Source organism: Bradyrhizobium sp. CCGB01, from assembly GCF_024199795.1.
Classification (GTDB): Bacteria; Pseudomonadota; Alphaproteobacteria; order Rhizobiales; family Xanthobacteraceae; genus Bradyrhizobium.
This window is the reverse complement of record NZ_JANADK010000001.1, coordinates 5,999,935-6,018,293: the sequence shown is the minus strand read 5'-3', so window position 1 is coordinate 6,018,293 and position 18,359 is coordinate 5,999,935. Positions and strand designations below refer to the sequence as shown.

Sequence of the window (18,359 nt, the reverse complement as noted above, 5' to 3'; positions counted from 1 at the left end):
CTTCGATCGTTTGTTGCTACCACTGGATTCTGATGCCCGCGCGATCTACCGGTGGTGGCGCCTGTGGCGGCCGCAGCGCTCACCGCGCCCCCGTCATGCAGGACTTTACCCAATGTCATTCCAGGACGTGAAGTGATAGTTTGCGCGAGAATCCTGCTGCTGGGCGCAAGATAAGACCCCGCCAAGGCGCCCATGGGCCGGCAGGATCATCACGCAAGTCGCGTGAAGAGAGAATCTCAACTGTCGAATTGCTCGCGGCCGCGACCGGCCGTCCGGAGCAGGGTGTCGCCATTCCGGGGACGTGGTGCATGGGCAATGCAGGCGACGAGGACTCCAAGCGCAGCCGCCGTGCCGTTGCCCCGGCGGCCGCGAAGCAGGATTTGAGCGGGATCGGCCCCGCACTTGCGCCAGCGATGACCGGGACACTGCTGTCGCGGATCTTCGACTGGTTGCGCAGCGGCGTTGGACCGCGCCTGCTGGCCGCGGTGCTGCTGTTCTCCTCGATCGTCACGCTGATGCTGACCGCGCTTCAGCTCTATCTCGACTACCACCGCGAGGTCGGGCTCATCGATACGCGGCTCGACGAGATCGGCCGCAGCTCGACCGGCAGCCTCGGCGAGAGCCTGTGGAATCTCGACCAGAACCAGCTCAAGCTCCAGCTCGAAGGCATCCTGCGGCTGCCGGACATCCGCGCCGCCGAGGTGCGCGAGATCGCCGATCGTCCCAATCCGATCCGGGTCGCGGTCGGCGAGAAGGGCACCCGCTCGGCGGTGACACGCGACTACCCGCTGAACTACAGCGTCCAGGGGACGGCACGCCCGATCGGCGTGCTCCATGTCGAGGCGACGCTGAGCGAGGTCTATCAGCAATTGCTGAACCGGGCCCTGATCATCCTGGCAAGCCAGGCAGCGAAGACCTTTCTCGTCTCGTTGTTCATCATCTACATGTTCCACCTGCTGGTGACGCGGCATCTCGTCGCCATCGCCGAGTTCGTCAGCAAATACAGCCTGGCGCGGCCGCCGCCGCCTTTGCAGCTCGAGCGCCGGCCGCCCAACGATCCCGACGAGCTGGACAAGGTGATCGACGCCTTTAACGCCATGTGCGCGAACCTCGGGCGGGGCTATGGCGAGCTGCGCGAGGCCAATGCGAATCTGGAGCGCGACCTGAAGATCCGCCGGCGCGCCGAAGAGGACGCGCGCGCGAGCGAGCAGCGTTTCCGCGACTATGCCGAGACCGCCTCCGACTGGTTCTGGGAGACCGGACCGGATCACCTGTTCACCTACATCTCGGAGCGGGTCGGTGCCTTCGGCATGGACCGTGCGGCCCTGATCGGCAAGCGCAGGTCCGATGGCGCCTTCGACCGCGACGCCGAGCCGGAGAAATGGCGCGCGCACAATGCGACGCTCGACCGCCACGAGCCGTTCCGGAAGTTCGAGTATCGTGGCCGCGATACGGCCGGACGCGTACGCCATTTCAGCGTCAACGGTCACCCGGTGTTCGACGCCGACGGAGCCTTCATGGGCTATCGCGGGTCGGCCACCGACCTCACCGTGCAGCACGAGACCCAGGAGCGGCTGCGCCAATCCCAGAAGATGGACGCGATCGGCCAGCTCACCGGCGGCGTCGCGCACGACTTCAACAACGTCCTCACGGTGATCACCGGCACCATCGAGATCGTCCAGGAGGGGCTTGCGGACAAGCCCGAGTTCGCCGCGATCGCGCAGCTGATCGACGATGCGGCCGCGCGCGGCGCGGAGATCACCTCGCAACTGCTGACCTTCGCGCGCCGCCAGCCGCTCGAGCCGCGCGAGATCGACGTCAATGCACTTGTGATCGAGACGGCGAAGCTGCTGAAGCCGATCCTCGGCGAGCATATCGAGATCGTGACCCGGCTCGCGGACGACGCCTGGTTCGCGATGGCGGATCCATCGCAGCTCTCGTCCGCGATCGTCAATCTCGCCGTCAACGCCCGTGACGCGATGCCGGGGGGCGGCAGGCTCACGCTCGAGACCGCGAACCGCGACCTCAACGGCGCCAGCGGGGCCGGCGACGGCGATGTCATGCACGGCGCCTTCGTGATGGTCGCGGTCACCGACACCGGCCACGGCATTCCCGCCGATATCCGCGAGCGGGTGTTCGAGCCGTTCTTCACCACCAAGGGCGTCGGTCGCGGCACCGGGCTCGGGCTGAGCATGGTCTACGGCTTCGTCCGCCAGACCGGCGGCACTGTCGCCATCGAGAGCGAAGAGGGCCACGGCACGGTCATGCGGCTGTTCCTGCCGCGCTCGGAGGGCGAGGCGCCGGACAGGACGGCACCGGTTCAGGCGCTCGCGGCGGCGCGCGGGCACGAGACGATCCTCGTGGTCGAGGACGATCCGCTGGTGCAGGGCTATGTCATCGCCCAGCTCGGCACCCTCGGCTATCGCACGCTCGCCGCCGGCGACGGCGCAGCCGCGCTTGCGCTGGTCGACCAGGGCGCCAAATTCGATCTGCTGTTCACGGACATCATCATGCCCGGCGGCATGAACGGGCGCGAATTGGCCGACGCGGTCCGGATTCGCCGCCCCGGGGTGAGGGTGCTCTACACCTCCGGCTACACCGACGACACCATCGTCCATGAAGGGCATCTCGATCCCGGCGTGGCTCTGCTCGGGAAGCCCTACCGGAAGTCGGAGCTGTCGCAGAAAATTCGCGAGGTGCTTGCGGGCGAGCCACCGGCCTGACGGCGCGGACTTCATGAAAAAGGCGCGGCGGGGAAGGCCCCGTCGCGCCCGATTTCTTGCTCGCTGGTCCAGGGCTGAGAGCGCCCCGATGCCAAGCCCTACTTAAAGCTCAGCGGGCGATCCCAGCGAGGTGACAGCGCTTGGTAAAAGACACTGGATCACCTCCTTTCGTTGGTTTCGGGAAACCTCAATATAGGGGCAAACCCTGCCGCCGTTAAGGGGGGCGCCGGAGGCGGGAACAGGCCTGTCCGCGAGGCGGGAAAGACCGGTCCTGAGCAGTTGAGACTGCCGCCCGGGCGTGTTAGGTGATCGCCCGACGCGGGTGTAGCTCAATGGTAGAGCAGCAGCCTTCCAAGCTGAATACGAGGGTTCGATTCCCTTCACCCGCTCCAATGATTTCAATAGCTTAGTGCGTCAAGTTCTTTTCATTCTGACAAGTCGAGCGTTTTCATTCTGACAAGCGTTCACTTTCCTTTCGCTTGTCTTGCTCGGCCCTTGATGCGCGTCATTTGCGCATCTTGCTTGGCTTCGTCATCATCGCGCAGATCGTGCGCCATGGCCGCTGTTCACGACCATTTTCCGTGAGCCCTGATGTGCTTGCTTCGGTCGTGCCGCCATGGCGACGTACGGCAGCCAATCGCGCTATGAAGACCGCTCGTAACACCTCTTTGAAGAGGAGCTTATCGAAGAGCTGATCCACAAAAGGGGTGTCGATGCTTGTGACCCGGCGCGTTCCCAGTCGTCGGCCGTCCTGCAACGCGTACTCGCAAATCATCTGATGCCTGTCTCATGAACACCGCGTTGGCCGGGGCTTAAAGGTTGAAGTCGCTTCGCAGTTTTCTGGGACCAAGTTTGCCGCGCTCTTGGAGTATGCACTTCAGTGCAGAGTCGGGGTCTGCTCTCTTGATCGATTCAGTTTTGAGCGATTCTGATTTGCGCCACTTTCGTGCGCCGCCTGGTCTCCGTAGAAGGGACCGAAGGATTTTTGACGGACGAATAACGGGTGACCACACGAACGATGGCGGGGGAGGCGGGCCGCGGGAACGAGCGGCTCCAGATGCTTGCCGGCGCGATGATCCTGTCCGCCGGTATCAACCGCTTCGAGCAGCCCAAGCGGGTCAATACGGCGCTCACCGCGGGCATCAAGACGGTGGTGTTGCTCAGCGGCCGTCTTCAGATCAGCGTCGGCGGCGGGCGCGAGCGCGAGGTCTGCGGGCCGGCCGTTCTGTTGATCCGCAGCTCGGCGGAGACCGAGCGCGACCAGGTCTTCGCCGCCAACGTGCCGATCCGCTATCTGATCGTGCAGATGAACGAAAGCGTGCTCGGCGCCGCGATGACGAACGCGCTCGACCGCTCCTTCGAAGCGATCGACAGCAAGGGCGCCAGCGGCGCGCAGCTGGCCTCCTGTCCCGCCGGCCGGGATCTGCAGGCGCTGGTGTTCCAGATCAACAACTGTCCGATCCAGGGGCCTGAGCGCGAGCTCTATCTCTGCGGCAAGGCGATGCAGCTTGTCGCACTCGCGATCTCGTCCTGCACCACCAAGGCGGGCGATGCCGACAACCGGCTCGCGGCGCGCGACGTCGAACGCATTCGCAAGGCGCGTGATCTGCTTGTGGCATCCGTGCGCGAGCCCCCAAGCCTCGATGCGCTGGCGCAGCAGGTCGGCCTCAACGTGCGAAAACTCTCCGCGGGCTTCCGCCAGGTCTATGGCGCCAGCGTGTTCGGCTTCCTCCAGGAATACCGGCTGGAGCAGGCGTACAAGCTGATCTCGACCGGCGAGATGAGCGTGTCGGAAGCGGCCTTCCATGTCGGCTACGGTGCCGCTCATTTCGCCACCATCTTCCGCAAGCGCTTCGGCGTCTCGCCGAGCAGCCTGCGTTGATGGCAGGAAACGCGACACCATTCGCGGCATCCTGGCCCAGTTTTTAGGTCTCCTAACTTTGAACGAAAGCGAGAGTCTGGCGAACGAAAGTCGGCCCCTAGGTCCTGTTCCCCCATCGTGCAACACCGATTGCTGCGCGGCGCGGGGTGCCGCGGCAAATGTCGGACTTTGGGGATGATGAAGATTTCTCGCGGTAGATGGATGCTCTACGCTTCGGCGTTGGTTGTTGCGGGCCAGTGGCCGGATGCCGTCCAGGTCGCCCATGCGCAATCGGCCAATGGGACGAACCTGCCGCCGGTGGTGGTCGAGCGGTCGACGCCGAGGACAGTGCGCCGTCCGGCGCGCGCGACGGCTGCCGCTCCGCGCGCCGCCGCGGCAACCCAGCCGACGCCGACGCTGGCCGCAGGATCAAGCACTGCGAAGGAGACGGCGCGCGGACCCGTGCGCGGCATCGTCGCCCATCGCACCGGAACGGGATCGAAGACCGACAGTTCGATCCTGGAGACGCCGCAGTCGATCACGATCGTCACCCGCGAGCAGATGACGACGCAAGGCGCCCGCTCGGTCGCCGAGGCCCTGCGCTACGAGCCGGGCGTCGTCGCGGAGAGCCGTGTCGGCGACCGTTTCGACAACGTCTTCATCCGGGGCTTCGGAGGCTTCGGTGCGAACGCCAACTATCTTCATTTCTGGGACGGCCTGCGGGTGCCACGCGGCGTGTCCTATGCGATGCCGTCGATCGACCCGTATCTGCTGGAGCGCGTCGAGATCCTGCGCGGCCCGGCCTCCGTGCTCTACGGCCAGAACAATCTCGGCGGCATGGTCAATCTGATCAGCAAGAGCCCGTCGGCAACGCCGCAGGGCGAGGTGTTCACCCGCTTCGGCGACCACAATCGCATCGAGGGCGGCTTCGACGTCAGCGGTCCCATCACCCAGGACGGGCAGCTGCTCTACCGGTTGATCGGACTCGGCCGCAAGGCCGACACCGACGTCAACTACACCACCACCGAGCGCGAGTTCATCGCGCCGATGATCACGTGGCGGCCGACGATCGACACCACCTTCACCGTGCGCGCCGTGCACGATCGCGATCCCTCGAGCTACCAGCCGAACTGGCTGCCGGCGCTCGGCACGCTCCAGGTCAACGCGAACGGACAGATCCCGCGCAACTTCTTCGCGGGCAATCCGAACTACAACAGCTACGACCGTACGCAGAATTCCATCGCCTACGAGTTCGAGCATCATTTCGACGAGACGTGGACGGTCCGGCAAAATCTCCGCTACATGACGGTGTCCAGCGACTTCAAGGCACTCTCGGTGACAGGCTTCGGTGCGGGCGCGACCTGCGGCGCGGGCGCCACGACCAACCTCTGCATCGGCCGCACCAGCACGCATTACATCGAGACGCTCAAGGCCGGCGCGATCGACAATCAGGCGGAGGCGAAGTTTGCGACCGGCTGGCTCCAGCACACCGTGCTAATGGGCGTCGATTTCCAGAAGACCACGGCGGACGCCACCTTCGGCAACGGCACCACCACCTATGTCAACTACCTCAATCCCAATTACGGCACGATCGCCGCGCCGGCCATCACGACACAGACGCTCCAGGATCGCGAGCAGACCGGCGTCTATCTCCAGGACCAGATCCGCCTCGGCAAGCTCGCCGCGGTGATCGGCGTGCGCAACGACTGGGCCAATGCCACTTCGGACACGCGCACGATCGCAACCGGTGTCTACAACAACCGCAGCCACCCTTCCGACTCCGCAACGACATGGCGCACCGGCCTGACCTATCTGTTCGACAGCGGTTTGGCGCCCTATGTCAGCTATGCGACCTCGTTCGAGCCGACCATCGGCACGGACTACACCGGCGCGGCCTTCGTGCCGACCACCGGCCAGCAATACGAAGTCGGCGTGAAGTACCAGCCCAACGGCTTCAACGGCTTTTTCATGCTGTCGCTCTACGACATCACGCAGAACAACGTGCTGACCACGGACACGACGCATCTCTATGCGACCTATCCGGCGTGTACCCAGTCCGGCGTCAACTGCCAGATCCAGCAGGGCCAGGTGAACTCCAAGGGCATCGAGTTCAGCGCCAAGCTGACGCCGATCCCCGGTCTCGACATCATCGCGGCCGCTGCCCACAATGACATCGAGATCACCAAGAGCACGCAAGTGGTCAGCGGCATCTCGATCCAGGGCAAGGCGCCGGTCGGCGCGCCCGCCAACACGGCTTCGCTGTGGGCCGACTACACCATCCAGAGCGGCCGGATGGCGGGCTTCGGCTTCGGCGGCGGCGTTCGCTATGTCGGCGAATCCTTCGGCGACAACATCAACTCCATGGCGATGATCGTGCCGGCCTACATCCTCGCCGACGCCATGCTGCACTACGACCTCTACGGCCTGTCGCCGCAATTGAAGGGCTGGAAGCTGGCGCTGAACGTCACCAACCTGTTCGACAAGACCTATGTGTCGGCCTGCGCCTCCGCGACCCAGTGCTTCTATGGCAACGGCCGCTCGACCATGGGGACGATCCGATACCAGTGGTAGCGAACGATAAGTCTCCGATGATCGATGCCGTGCTGCCCGGTGCGTCGGTGCGCGACATGCGCTCGAACGCCGGGCACGACTATCGGATATTCGTCTGGCAGCCGGAACCGCGGCCGCGCGGGCCGCTGCCCGTGCTCTATCTGCTGGACGGCAACGGGATGTTTCCGATCGCGGCGGCCGCGCTGGCGCTGCAGTCGCGCCGCGCCGAGCGTACCGGCGTGGCGCCGTCGATCATCGTCGGCATAGGCTATCCGGCCGCGCACTGGATCGATGCCAGGCGGCGGACCTGCGATTATACGCCGCCGGTCGCCGGAGGTCGCCTCGCGCAGCGGCCGGGCAATCGCGAATGGGGCGAGACCGGCGGCGCCGACCACTTCCTCGACTTCATCCAGCACGAGTTGGCGCCGGCGATCTCGAACGAATTCCCCATCGATCCCGACCGCACCGCGCTGTTCGGTCATTCCTTCGGCGGCCTCTTTGCGCTCTACGCGCTCTTGACCCGGCCGGCGCTGGTCCGTAGCACCATCGCGGCCAGCCCGTCGATCTGGTTCGCACCCGATGACCTCAGGGAGCGGTTGGCAAACTTTGCGGCGCCGCCGATGGCGCGGCGGCGCGTGCTCGTTACCGTCGGCAGCCTCGAGCAGGGCGGCATGTCCGGCGACAATGATGCCGACGATTACGGATCATGGATACGGCGCAACCGGATGGTGGACAACGCCCGCGAATTCTCGGCCGAACTTGGGCGCGCAGGCGACGCCTCGCTCGATGTGTCCTTTCGGATGTTCGAGGACGAGAATCATGCGTCCGTGGTGCCATCAGCCATCAGTCTCGCGCTTCGTTTCGCGCTGTCGCCGAAGTGACCCCATGCGCCGCCTTGTGATCATTCTCCTCGCTGTGATCGCGTCCGCGTATGTCACGCTTGCCGCTCTGCCGGCCGCGGCGGACGAAGGCGTCGTCGTGACCGATATCACGGGCCGCACCGTCACCTTGCCGCGCCCCGCAAAGCGCGTGTTGCTCGCGGAGGGTAGGCAGATCATCGCGCTGTCGCTGCTCGATCCAAAGCCGGTCGATTTCATCGCGGCCTGGCTCGGCGACTTCCGCCGCAATGACAGCGAGAGCTACGCGCAATACCGCCGGAAATTCCCTGAGATCGATCAGGTCCCGGTGCTCGGCATCGGCAGCGACGGCACCTTTCCGGTCGAACGGGCCATCGAAATCAAGCCCGACGTTGCCGTGCTCGGGATCTCCTTCGCACCTGGCGGCAGAGCCAATGACGTGGCGCGGCAGCTCGAAGCCGCCGGCATCCCGGTCGTGTTCACCGACTTCTTCGTCGCGCCGTTCGAGCACACGGTGGCGAGCGTGCGTATCCTCGGCCGGGTGATCGGGCGCGATGCGCGGGCGGATGAGTTCGCCGAATTCTACGAACCGCGCATGAAGCGCATTGCCGACCTCGTCGCGCGTGCCAATGGGCCGCGTCCGCGCGTACTGCTGGAGACGCACGCGAGCGTCGGTGACTGTTGCCACGCGCCGGGCGCCGGCAACATCGGCCGCTTCATCGCATTCGCCGGCGGCGACAGCATCTCGGCCTCCGTCGCGCCTGGGCCGACCGCGCAGCTCAGCCTCGAATATGTCATCGCGGCCAATCCCGACATCTATATCGCCACAGGCGGGGCTCATCTGAAAGCGTCAGGCGGTCTCGTCATCGGGCCCGGCTTCGACCCTGCGGCCATTCGCGAGCGGCTCGCCGCGGTGGTGGCGCGGCCGGGCTTCTCCGGCCTCAGCGCCGTCCGCAACGGCCGCGTCCACGGGCTGTTCCACAACATCATCTCGACCCCGCTCAATCTGGTCGCGGCCGAGGCGCTGGCGCGCTGGATCCACCCGGAAGCCGCGCGCGAGATCGATCCCGATGCGACCATCTCCGAGCTCAACGCCCGCTTCCTCGCCGTGCCGTTGCAGGGTGTCTACTGGATCGACCTGAAATGAGCGCCGTGTCGCCGCAGGCCGGCCGGGGGCAGGGGGATGCGTCACCCGATCTGCTGGCGCGCACGGAAGCCGCGTATCGTGCATTGATGTGGCGCAGGATGATCTGGCTCGTGCTGGTGGCGCTGGTCGCACTCGCCGCGTTTATCGCCGATCTCGGCACCGGGCCTTCGCGGCTCGGGCTTGGCGGCGCGCTCGGCGGCATCCTGCGACCGGACTCGCTCTCGGGGGCCGAGGCCGCGATCCTCTGGGAGGTCCGTCTGCCTCAGGCCGTGCTCGCCGTGCTGGTTGGCCTCGCGCTCGCCACAGCGGGCGCCGAGATGCAGACGATCCTGGACAATCCGCTCGCAAGCCCCTTCACGCTGGGCGTGTCGTCCTCCGCTTCGTTCGGCGCGGCGCTGGCGATCGTGCTCGGCATCGGCATCCCCGGCGTGCCGCAGACCTGGCTGATTTCTGCCAATGCCTTCGTGTTCGCGACCATCGTCGTGCTGGTGTTGCAGGCCGTGGTGCGCTGGCGCGGTTCGGGGACGGACATCCTCGTGCTTTGCGGCATCGCCCTGTTCTTCACCTTCAACGCGCTGGTCGCGCTGACGCAGTTCCTGGCGAGCCAGCAGGCGCTCCAGCAATTGGTGTTCTGGACCATGGGCAGCCTGTCGCGGGCGAGCTGGGACAAGGTCCGCGTGCTCGCGCTCGTGCTTCTCGTTACCTTGCCGTTCGCCCAGCGCGCAGCATGGCCGATGATGGCGCTGCGGCTCGGCGAGGATCGCGCCCGCAGCCTCGGCATCAACATCGCACGGCTGCGGCTGATGGCGCTGTTGCGCGTCAGCCTGATGACGTCGACTGCCATCGCTTTCGTCGGAACGATCGGATTTGTCGGGCTTGCCGGCCCGCATATCGCGCGTCTCTTGCTGGGGGAGGATCACCGCTTCCTGCTGCCCGCGAGCGCCCTGACCGGCGCCGCCATCATGTCGCTGGCCTCGGTCGCTTCCAAGACGATTATTCCCGGCGTGTTGATCCCGATCGGGATCGTGACCGCCATGGTAGGGCTGCCTGTGTTCTTCTCGCTGATTTTCAACAGGCGCGGGACGGTCTGAGTGATGACGGGTCTCGAGATCGACAATGTACGGGCGGGCTATCGCGGGCGTGAGGTGCTGACGGGACTGACGCTGCCGCCGATCGGGCAGGGACGCATCACCGCGTTGGTTGGCCCCAACGGTGCGGGCAAGACTACGCTTCTGCGTGCGCTCGCGAGCCTGCTTCCGGCCAGCGGCACGATCCGACTGGATGGAGTGAACCTGCTGGGTATTTCTGCCGCCGAGCGGGCGCGTCGGATTGCGTTCATGCCGCAGTTTGCGCCGCAGCGGCTATCGCTCACGGTGGTGGAAGCAATCATTGCGGCGCTCCGTGCCTCTCCCGTCGATGCGCCGGCTGATGGACACGACGCACGGCAGCGCGCGCTCGAAGCGCTGGACCGGCTCAAGATCCTCGACCTCGCGCTCCAACCGTTCGACACGCTCTCTGGCGGTCAGCGGCAACTGGCCAGCCTTGCCCAGGCCCTGGTGCGTCGTCCACGGCTCCTGCTGCTGGACGAGCCGACCAGCGCGCTCGACCTGCGCTACCAACAGAAAGTGATTGCCAATGTTCGCGAGACAGCAAGCGCGGGCACGATCGTGATCATGGTGCTTCACGATCTTCAGGCTGCGGCGTCATGGGCAGATTCGGTCATCGTGTTGAGCGACGGCAGGCTGTTCGCTCACGGCGGCCCGGGAGAGGTGATCACATCGTCGATGCTGGGAAAGGTCTACGGGATCGATGCGGTCGTGGAGCATACGGCCGGAGGCGGACTACATATTCAAGTCGGCTGAGCGCGGCAGCTCAACCGGTCAGGTACCCTGCTGAACCGCTAAGCCGACAATTTATGTAGCAGAAACTCGAAGAATTTCGGGTTGTCGGCCCGTGAGACGTTGATGCGGATAGCTCTGGCGAGCGGGCTCCGCTTGTTCAGGCAGAACAGGCTTCCGGGCGCGATGAAGATGCTCTCCTTCGCGCCGTCGCGTGCGAGCTTCATGTCGTCCACGCCTTCCGGAAGCAGCAGGTAGACGTAATAGCCTGCCTTGGCGGTAGAATAGATCTGATGACCCGCCCGTAACAGATTGGCCTGAACGCGGCTTGCCGCGGCTTCGGTCCGCTGCCCGAGCCTCTTGAGGTGCCTGTCGTAGTGGCCATCGACGAGCAGGCGATGCAGCAGGCGCTCGACATGTCCGGAGCTGTTCACCGTGGTGAGCATCTTAAGCTCCGCGAGCGTCGCGATGCGGTCGATGTGGGCCGCAATGAAGCCGGACCGTAGGCTCGCCGATAGCGTCTTCGAGAAGGTTCCTATCGATATGACGTTGTTGAGCTGGTCGAGCGTCGCCAGTCTGTTGGCCGTACTCATGGGAAGATCGGCGAACGGATCGTCTTCGACTATCACGAGGTTGGATCGTGTTGCCGCCTTGAGCACGGCATGCGCCACGGGGAGGGTGATCGAGCCGCCAGTCGGATTATGGCCAAGCGACTGCGTGAAGAACAACTTTGGGCGTTCAGCATCGATCTTGGCCATGAGGTCGTCGACATCGGGGCCATCGGGCGTGCGGCGAACGCCGACAATCCGGACCTGCGCCAGCGTAAGCTTCGCGAACAGCGGATAGTAGCCGGGTTCGTCCACGAGGACGGTATCTCCCGGCGACAGCATCGCCCGGATCACCAGGTCGAGGGCGTGGTTCGCGCCGAACGTGAGCAGCAGGCTGTTCTCCTTCACTGCAACCTGCTGCGCTTGCAAGCGTAACGCGATTTGCTGCCTGAGTGGAAGGAAGCCCAGCGCGGACCCATAGGCGTCGGCATCGGCCGGCAGAATCCGTCCGTTGCTGCTCAGGTAACGCTTGATTTCCGAATGCTCGGTCCAAGACGCGGGCGGCCGACCATCGCCGACGCGGATCTCGAAATTCTGCGAGAGCTGGGCGCTCAACAGCGATGCGATGTCGACGGCTTCCGAGACGTGTCTCGGTCGGCCCCCATCGTCGCCACGATAGATGATCACGAAGCCGGAGCCTGCCTTGGCGGTGATGAGCTGGTCGAGCACCAGCCGGTCGTAGGCTTCGACCACGGTGTTCTTGGACACCCCGAATTCTGCAGCGGCTTTTCTGATCGAGGGCAGGCGGCTGCCTTCGGGCATCGCGCCAGACAGGATTTGCGCACGCAGTCGATTGGCCAGCCCGCCCGCTAGCGTTGCCCCATGATCGCGATTGTCGGGCGCTCGCGCCAAGCAGCCCCTCCTGTCGGGTACGGTGTAGGACAGTGGTTCGGAAGTGTATCCTGAATTGACAGTAATCAGATGCTGTCGGACGGTTCAATGGGGCGGCGGCCGACTTGTCGCGTGGCCTCGAACCGCAAAAACGGGAGTTCCGCCCGAGAAAGCCGTCCGATCTTCCCGCTCATGCGTGGGTACAGTTGTGGACAGTATTTTCAAATTGTCCCTTTTGGCCGCAGTGCGATGCTGCCTAACGTCGCCCCAACCGAAAAATTCGTGGTGGGAGACGCGGCAATGGCCGGACCCGAGGCGGGGCAGCTGTCCCGAAACATCAATTCGCGCCTGGAGAATCTGCGTAACCTGTCGCCAGCGCAGCGGATGGGGCGCGTGACTGAGGCGACCTCGCTCGGCGAGGCCGAGAGCAAGGCCTTTGGTGCCGGAACGCTGCCGGTCGAGCTCGCCAATGGCATGATCGAGAACGTCATCGGCACGTTCGAGCTGCCCGTCGGTATCGCCACCAATTTCACGGTGAACGGCCGCGACTATCTGGTTCCGATGGCGATCGAAGAGCCCTCGGTCGTCGCTGCGGCCTCCTACATGGCGCGCATCGTCCGCAAATGCGGGGGCTTCCACACATCGAGCACTGGGCCGATCATGCGGGCACAGGTGCAGGTGCTGGGCGTAACCGACGTTCACGGTGCCCGTGCACGGGTGCTGAAGCAGCGCTCGGGCATCATCGAAGCCGCCAATGCCAAGGACAAGGTGCTGATCTCGCTCGGCGGTGGCTGCCGGGACATCGAAGTCCATATTTTCGAGGAGACGCCGGTCGGCCCCATGCTCGCCGTGCATCTCATCGTCGACGTCCGCGATGCCATGGGCGCCAACACGGTCAACACGATGGCCGAGACGGTCGCGCCGATCATCGAGCGGATCACCGGCGGCACAGTGCGCCTGCGCATCCTCTCGAACTACGCGGATTTGCGCATTGCACGCGCCATGGTGTCGGTGACCCCGGAGGCGCTGAATACCAACGAGTACAGCGGCGAGCGCGTCGCGCGCGGCATCGTCGAGGCCTGTGCGTTCGCGATCGTAGATCCCTATCGGGCGGCGACCCACAACAAGGGCATCATGAACGGCGTTGATCCCGTCGTCGTGGCCACCGGCAACGACTGGCGTGCGATCGAGGCTGGTGCCCATGTCTGGGCGTCGCGCTCCGGTCGCTATACGTCGCTCTCCAATTGGGAACTCGACGGCAAGGGCAACCTTGTCGGCACGCTGGAAATGCCGATGGCGCTCGGTCTCGTCGGCGGCGCCACCAAGACACATCCCGCCGCGCGCGCGGCGCTGAAGATACTGGACGTGCAGAGCGCACAGGAACTGGCGGAGGTCACCGTCGCGGTCGGGCTCGCCCAGAACATGGGCGCGCTCCGCGCGCTTGCGACAGAGGGTATCCAGAAGGGGCACATGGCGCTTCACGCCCGGAACATCGCGATCGTTGCAGGGGCCGCCGGCGACGAGATCGAGAAGGTCGCCGCTGCGCTCGCCGCCGATCACGACGTACGCGTCGATCGCGCCAAGGAGGTTTTGGAGAAGCTGCGTTCGTGAGGTGCCGATGCCTGCATGACGTGCAGGCATTTCGTCGCCTCGACGCGCGAGCTCGAAAATGTATGTTCGGCGCTCACCCCCTAAGCGAGATTGCGCGCCATGCCGGCGGGCGTTCAACGGGGGAGGGAGGATGATGTGAAAAAAGAAGAAAACATGGGCGGGTTGGCCGCGCGCAGCGGCCCTCTCAAAAACGTCGTGGTTCTCGACATCACGCGTGTCGTCGCAGGACCGTTCTGTTCGATGCTGCTAGCCGATCTCGGCGCCACTGTGATCAAGATCGAACATCCCGGTGATCCCGATTATGCCAGGACGTTTCCGCCCTTCGTCGGCGACGAGCAGCTCAGCGCCTTCTTCACGCAGTTCAACCGCAACAAGCAGGGCATCACGATCAATCTCAAATCGGATGACGGCAAGGCACTGCTGAAGAAGCTCGTCCGCAAGGCCGACATCCTCATCGAGAATTTCCGCCCCGGCACGATGGACAAGCTCGGCCTCGCCTACGAAGTGCTGCGCGCCGAGAATCCAAAACTCATCTACACCGCGATCAGCGGCTTTGGCCGCACCGGGCCCAACTCGTCGAAACCCGCCTATGACAATACCGGGCAGGCGGCGGGCGGATTGTGGTCGATGAACGGCTACGCCGAGATGCCGCCGGTCCGCGTCGGCACCATCATCGGCGATCTCGCGGCCTCGCTTTATGCGGCGATCGGAACGCTCGCGGCGCTGCGCGAGGCCGAGACATCAGGCGTCGGCCAGGTCGTCGACGTCTCGCAGCAGGATTCGGTCCTGACGCTGACCGAGAATGCGGTGGTCCGCTACACCGCCGAGAAGGACGTCGCATCGCCGCTCGGCAATGATCATCCGTTCGTGCGGCCCTATGGCCAGTTTCCCTGCAAGGACGGCTACGTCTTCTTCGGCGGCTACACCGACAAGTTCTGGGCGATCACCTGCGCCCTGTTCGGCGAGCCCGAGCGCGCCAGGGACCCTGATATCGACACGATGGAGAAGCGGTTCGACCGCGTCGTCGCCGAGACGAAAGTGAAGCCGCTGCTGGAGCGCTGGTTCAGCCGCTACACCAAGGCCGAGCTCGAGGAGATGGCGGGTGACAAGATCCCGCTCAGCGCGATCAAGACCATCGCCGAGGTGGTCGAGGACCCCCACATCGCCGCGCGCAACATGATCGTCAACGTGCCCGTTGCCGGCAAGCTGATCGGCATGTTCGGCCAGCCGATCAAGCTGTCCGGTGCCGAGCAGATATCCTTCGAGAAGGCGCCGCTGCCCGGCGAGCACAATGCGGACGTGCTCGCGCGGCTCGCGGAGGTCTCTCCCGAAGAGCTGGCGCGTCTCAAGGCGTCGGGAGCGATTTGATGTCGATCGAATTCACCAGGGACGGCCATATCGCGACGGTCAGGATCAACCGGCCGGACAAGCTGAATGCGCTGACGCTCGCCATGTATGACGATCTCGGCCGCGCCTTCTTCGAGATCAGGGACGATGACAAGATCCGCGCCGTCGTGCTGACCGGGGCGGGCGAGCGGGCCTTCTGCGTCGGCGCCGATCTCACCGAATCCATTCCGGCGCTCGCCTCCGATCGCTTCGATATCTCCGAGTGGGATCCGGCGCACATCAAGTTTCCCGGCTTCTTCAAGCCGGTCGTCAGCGCCGTCAAAGGCATGTGCATGGGCGGCGGCTTCGAGATCATGCTGGCGACGGACATCCGCATTGCCGCGCGGAATGCGGTGTTCCAGCTGCCCGAGCCGAAGCACGGTTTCGTGCCGGCCGGTGGCACGCTGGTGCGGCTGGTACGGCAGATCGGCTACGCGCATGCGATGGAGATCATGCTGACGGCGCAGCGCTTCTCCGCGGACGACATGCAGGCCAAGGGCGTCGTCAACCACGTCGTCGACGCCGACAAGGTCGAGCCGCTCGCGCACGAGTTTGCCGAAAAGATCGCCGCGCTCAGCCCGGTCGCGATCCAGACCATCAAGGAAGCCGCGCTCACGCTGCAGGACCTGCCGCTCACCGAAGCGTTTCGCATCGAGGCCAAGCTCGGCCAGCGCACGTTCACCAGCGCGGATGCCAAGCGGGGCCTTGCCGCATTCGCGGGCAGGGCCGGCGACAAATGACGTCACGGCCGCTTCGGTGGCCGCAAACAAGAAGACTTCATTGGAAAGGGGTAGGGCTATGAGGCGATCGGAATTCAGGATGTGTTATCTGGCGGGCGGGGCCGCCGGCCTGTTGCTGTTTGCGGCGCCCGCGGCGGCGCAGAACGAGAAGGTGTCCGACGGCGTCGTCCGCATCGGGCTGATCGAGGACATGTCGGGCGTCTATGCCGACATCACCGGCAAGGGCGCGGTCACCGCCGCGCAGATGGCGGTGGAGGAGTTCGGCGGCAAGGTGCTGGGCATGCCGATAGAGATCGTCTCGGCCGATCACCAGAACAAGCCTGATATCGCCGCCAACGCCGCGCGCAAATGGTTCGACACCGAGAAGGTCGACGCCATCCTCGACGTCGCGTCGTCTTCGCCCGCCCTGGCCGTGCTCGAGATCGCCAAGGAGAAGAAAAAGATCATCACGCTGAGCTCACCGGGCTCGACGCGCATCACCAACGAGGTCTGCGGACCCTATGTCGTCCACTGGGCCTACGACACCTTTGCGATTGCCAACAGCACCGGCAAGGCGCTGGTCGGCCAGGGCTTTGACAGCTGGTACTTCGTGACGGCGGATTACGCGTTCGGCCAGGGCCTCGAAAAGGACACCGGCGAAGTCGTCACGGCGCTCGGCGGCAAGGTTCTGGGAAGCACGAAGCACCCGGTCGGGACGGCCGATTTCGCCTCCGTTTTGCTGACCGCACAGGGTTCCAAGGCGAAGGTTGTCGCGCTGGCCAACGCCGGCGGCGACACCATCAATTCGATCAAGCAGGCTGCCGAGTTCGGCCTGACCTCAGGTGGCCAGAAACTCGCTGCGCTCGCCGGCTTCATCAACGACGTCCATGGTCTCGGACTGAAGGAAGCCAAGGGCCTGACGATCACCGAAGCGTCCTATTGGGACATGAACGACGATACGCGGAAGTGGTCGAAGCGCTTCTATGCGACCATGAACGCGATGCCGAACATGCTGCAGACCGGCACCTATTCGTCGGTCCTGCACTATCTGAAGGCCGTGCAGGCCGCGGGCACCGACAAAACCGAAGACGTCATGCAGAAGATGCGCGAGCTGCCGGTCAACGACGTCTTCTACAAGAACGGCAAGATCCGCGAGGATGGCCGCATGGTCCATGACATGTATCTGTTCGAGGTGAAGAAGCCGGAAGAGTCCAAAGCACCTTGGGACTACTATAAGCTTCTCGCCACGATCCCGGCCGATCAGGCTTTCCAGCCCTTGGCGCAGTCGCGCTGTCCCTTGATCAAGAAACCGGGATAACGTGACCGTCTGACCGTGGTTGTCAAAGCCGGGCTCATGGCGGCAGACGGCGAGCGCAAATGAGGGAGCGTACGCGTATCGAGAGACGGGCACGCGCGCTCCCGTGCAGTCGCGGCGATTAGCGCAGCACGACTTCTTGATCGGTCCAGCGGAGGTAATGCCGCGGTGCCGCACCAAGCTCACGTTTGAACATGGCGGCGAAAGCGCTTGGGCTATCGTAGCCGACATCCAGCGCGACGCATGTCACGGGTTCGCCCGCACCCAGGCGTGCCAGGGCTTCCAAAAGCCGCACGCGCTGCCGCCACACCGAAAAGCTCTGGCCGGTCTCGCGACGGAATAATCGGGTCAACGTTCGCCGGCTCAGGCTGCATTTGTCCGCCCAGTCATCGAGCGTGAGGTCTGAGGCCGGATCGCCGAGGACCGCCTTGCAGATAGCCGCAAGCCTTGGGTCCGGCGGCACCTGCACGTGCAGCGTCACCTCCGGCATGCGCGCGATTTCGGTCAGCAGGAACTCGACGAGCTTGCCGTCGCGTCCGCTCTGATCGTAGGTCTCTGGCATGCGCACCGCTTCGTCCATCAGCGCTTCCACCAGCGACGAGGCACGGACCAGGCGGCACATATCCGACGCCTCGCGTTCGCGGTCGGGCGTGACGTAGATCGACTGCGCCTCGACCTCGCCCCAGGCGCGCGACTGATGCACAACGCCGGCCGGAATCCACAATCCGTGGCCGGGCGGGATCACGAAATGGCCGCGCTCCGTCATCATGGCGGTGACGCCCGCGATTTGGAGGACGAATTGATCGCGCCGATGCGCGTGCCGCGTGCTGGTGGTCTCGTTCGGGTAGATTGCCGTCATCGCGGCCACCGGTCGTTCGACCTTCTGAAGCTGGCCGGCATAGCGTGCCACTTC

The 18,359-nt window shown here is 64.8% G+C and carries 13 protein-coding genes and 1 tRNA gene; 12 read left to right on the top strand and 2 right to left on the bottom strand.

Translation table 11 applies throughout. From position 1 onward, the window contains the following. Positions 1-308 precede the first annotated feature (308 nt). From NLM25_RS28075 to NLM25_RS28040, 8 genes are all read left to right on the top strand, one after another. Positions 309-2,723, top strand: coding sequence for an ATP-binding protein (locus NLM25_RS28075; protein ID WP_254139150.1), 2,415 nt, complete (start codon positions 309-311; stop codon positions 2,721-2,723). Between the two features lie 318 nt (positions 2,724-3,041). Then, positions 3,042-3,115: transfer RNA gene (locus tag NLM25_RS28070), tRNA-Gly, on the top strand. Between the two features lie 611 nt (positions 3,116-3,726). Continuing rightward, entirely contained in the window at positions 3,727-4,605 is an 879-nt protein-coding gene (locus NLM25_RS44160; RefSeq protein ID WP_254139149.1) for a helix-turn-helix transcriptional regulator, read from the top strand. Between the two features lie 174 nt (positions 4,606-4,779). After that, positions 4,780-7,155, top strand: a complete 2,376-nt coding sequence (locus tag NLM25_RS28060; protein ID WP_254139148.1) for a TonB-dependent siderophore receptor — start codon at positions 4,780-4,782, stop codon at positions 7,153-7,155. 17 nt (positions 7,156-7,172) lie between these two features. Continuing rightward, entirely contained in the window at positions 7,173-8,015 is an 843-nt protein-coding gene (locus tag NLM25_RS28055; protein ID WP_254139147.1) for an alpha/beta hydrolase, read from the top strand. Between the two features lie 4 nt (positions 8,016-8,019). Next, positions 8,020-9,138, top strand: coding sequence for an ABC transporter substrate-binding protein (locus NLM25_RS28050; RefSeq protein ID WP_254139146.1), 1,119 nt, complete (start codon positions 8,020-8,022; stop codon positions 9,136-9,138). Between the two features lie 86 nt (positions 9,139-9,224). Beyond that, on the top strand, positions 9,225-10,229 hold the full coding sequence (locus NLM25_RS28045) for an iron ABC transporter permease (RefSeq protein WP_254141278.1): 1,005 nt from the start codon (positions 9,225-9,227) through the stop codon (positions 10,227-10,229). A 3-nt stretch (positions 10,230-10,232) separates the two neighbouring features. After that, a complete protein-coding gene (locus NLM25_RS28040; protein WP_254139145.1) occupies positions 10,233-11,000 on the top strand; it encodes an ABC transporter ATP-binding protein in 768 nt (255 codons plus the stop codon). 38 nt (positions 11,001-11,038) lie between these two features. Here NLM25_RS28040 and NLM25_RS28035 read toward each other — a convergent pair whose 3' ends face one another. Then, positions 11,039-12,436, bottom strand: coding sequence for a PLP-dependent aminotransferase family protein (locus NLM25_RS28035; RefSeq protein WP_254139144.1), 1,398 nt, complete (start codon positions 12,434-12,436; stop codon positions 11,039-11,041). A 279-nt stretch (positions 12,437-12,715) separates the two neighbouring features. On the opposite strand from NLM25_RS28035, the gene NLM25_RS28030 reads away from it, so the two are divergent. From NLM25_RS28030 to NLM25_RS28015, 4 genes are all read left to right on the top strand, one after another. Then, positions 12,716-14,026: a hydroxymethylglutaryl-CoA reductase, degradative gene (locus NLM25_RS28030; RefSeq protein WP_254120613.1), complete on the top strand. Its 1,311-nt coding sequence runs from the start codon at positions 12,716-12,718 to the stop codon at positions 14,024-14,026. A 135-nt stretch (positions 14,027-14,161) separates the two neighbouring features. Continuing rightward, positions 14,162-15,394 carry a CaiB/BaiF CoA-transferase family protein gene (locus NLM25_RS28025; protein WP_254139143.1) on the top strand — a complete coding sequence of 411 codons (1,233 nt, stop codon included), beginning with the start codon at positions 14,162-14,164 and terminating at the stop codon, positions 15,392-15,394. Beyond that, complete coding sequence (locus NLM25_RS28020; RefSeq protein ID WP_254139142.1) at positions 15,394-16,152, top strand: enoyl-CoA hydratase/isomerase family protein; 759 nt, start codon at positions 15,394-15,396, stop codon at positions 16,150-16,152. Before NLM25_RS28025 ends, NLM25_RS28020 begins: the two co-directional genes overlap by 1 nt. A 79-nt stretch (positions 16,153-16,231) precedes the next feature. Further along, complete coding sequence (locus tag NLM25_RS28015) at positions 16,232-17,449, top strand: ABC transporter substrate-binding protein (RefSeq protein ID WP_254139141.1); 1,218 nt, start codon at positions 16,232-16,234, stop codon at positions 17,447-17,449. Positions 17,450-17,567: 118 nt separating this feature from the next. On the opposite strand, the gene NLM25_RS28010 is transcribed toward NLM25_RS28015, so the two are convergent. Further along, positions 17,568-18,305, bottom strand: a complete 738-nt coding sequence (locus NLM25_RS28010) for a helix-turn-helix domain-containing protein (protein WP_254141277.1) — start codon at positions 18,303-18,305, stop codon at positions 17,568-17,570. Positions 18,306-18,359 lie beyond the last annotated feature (54 nt).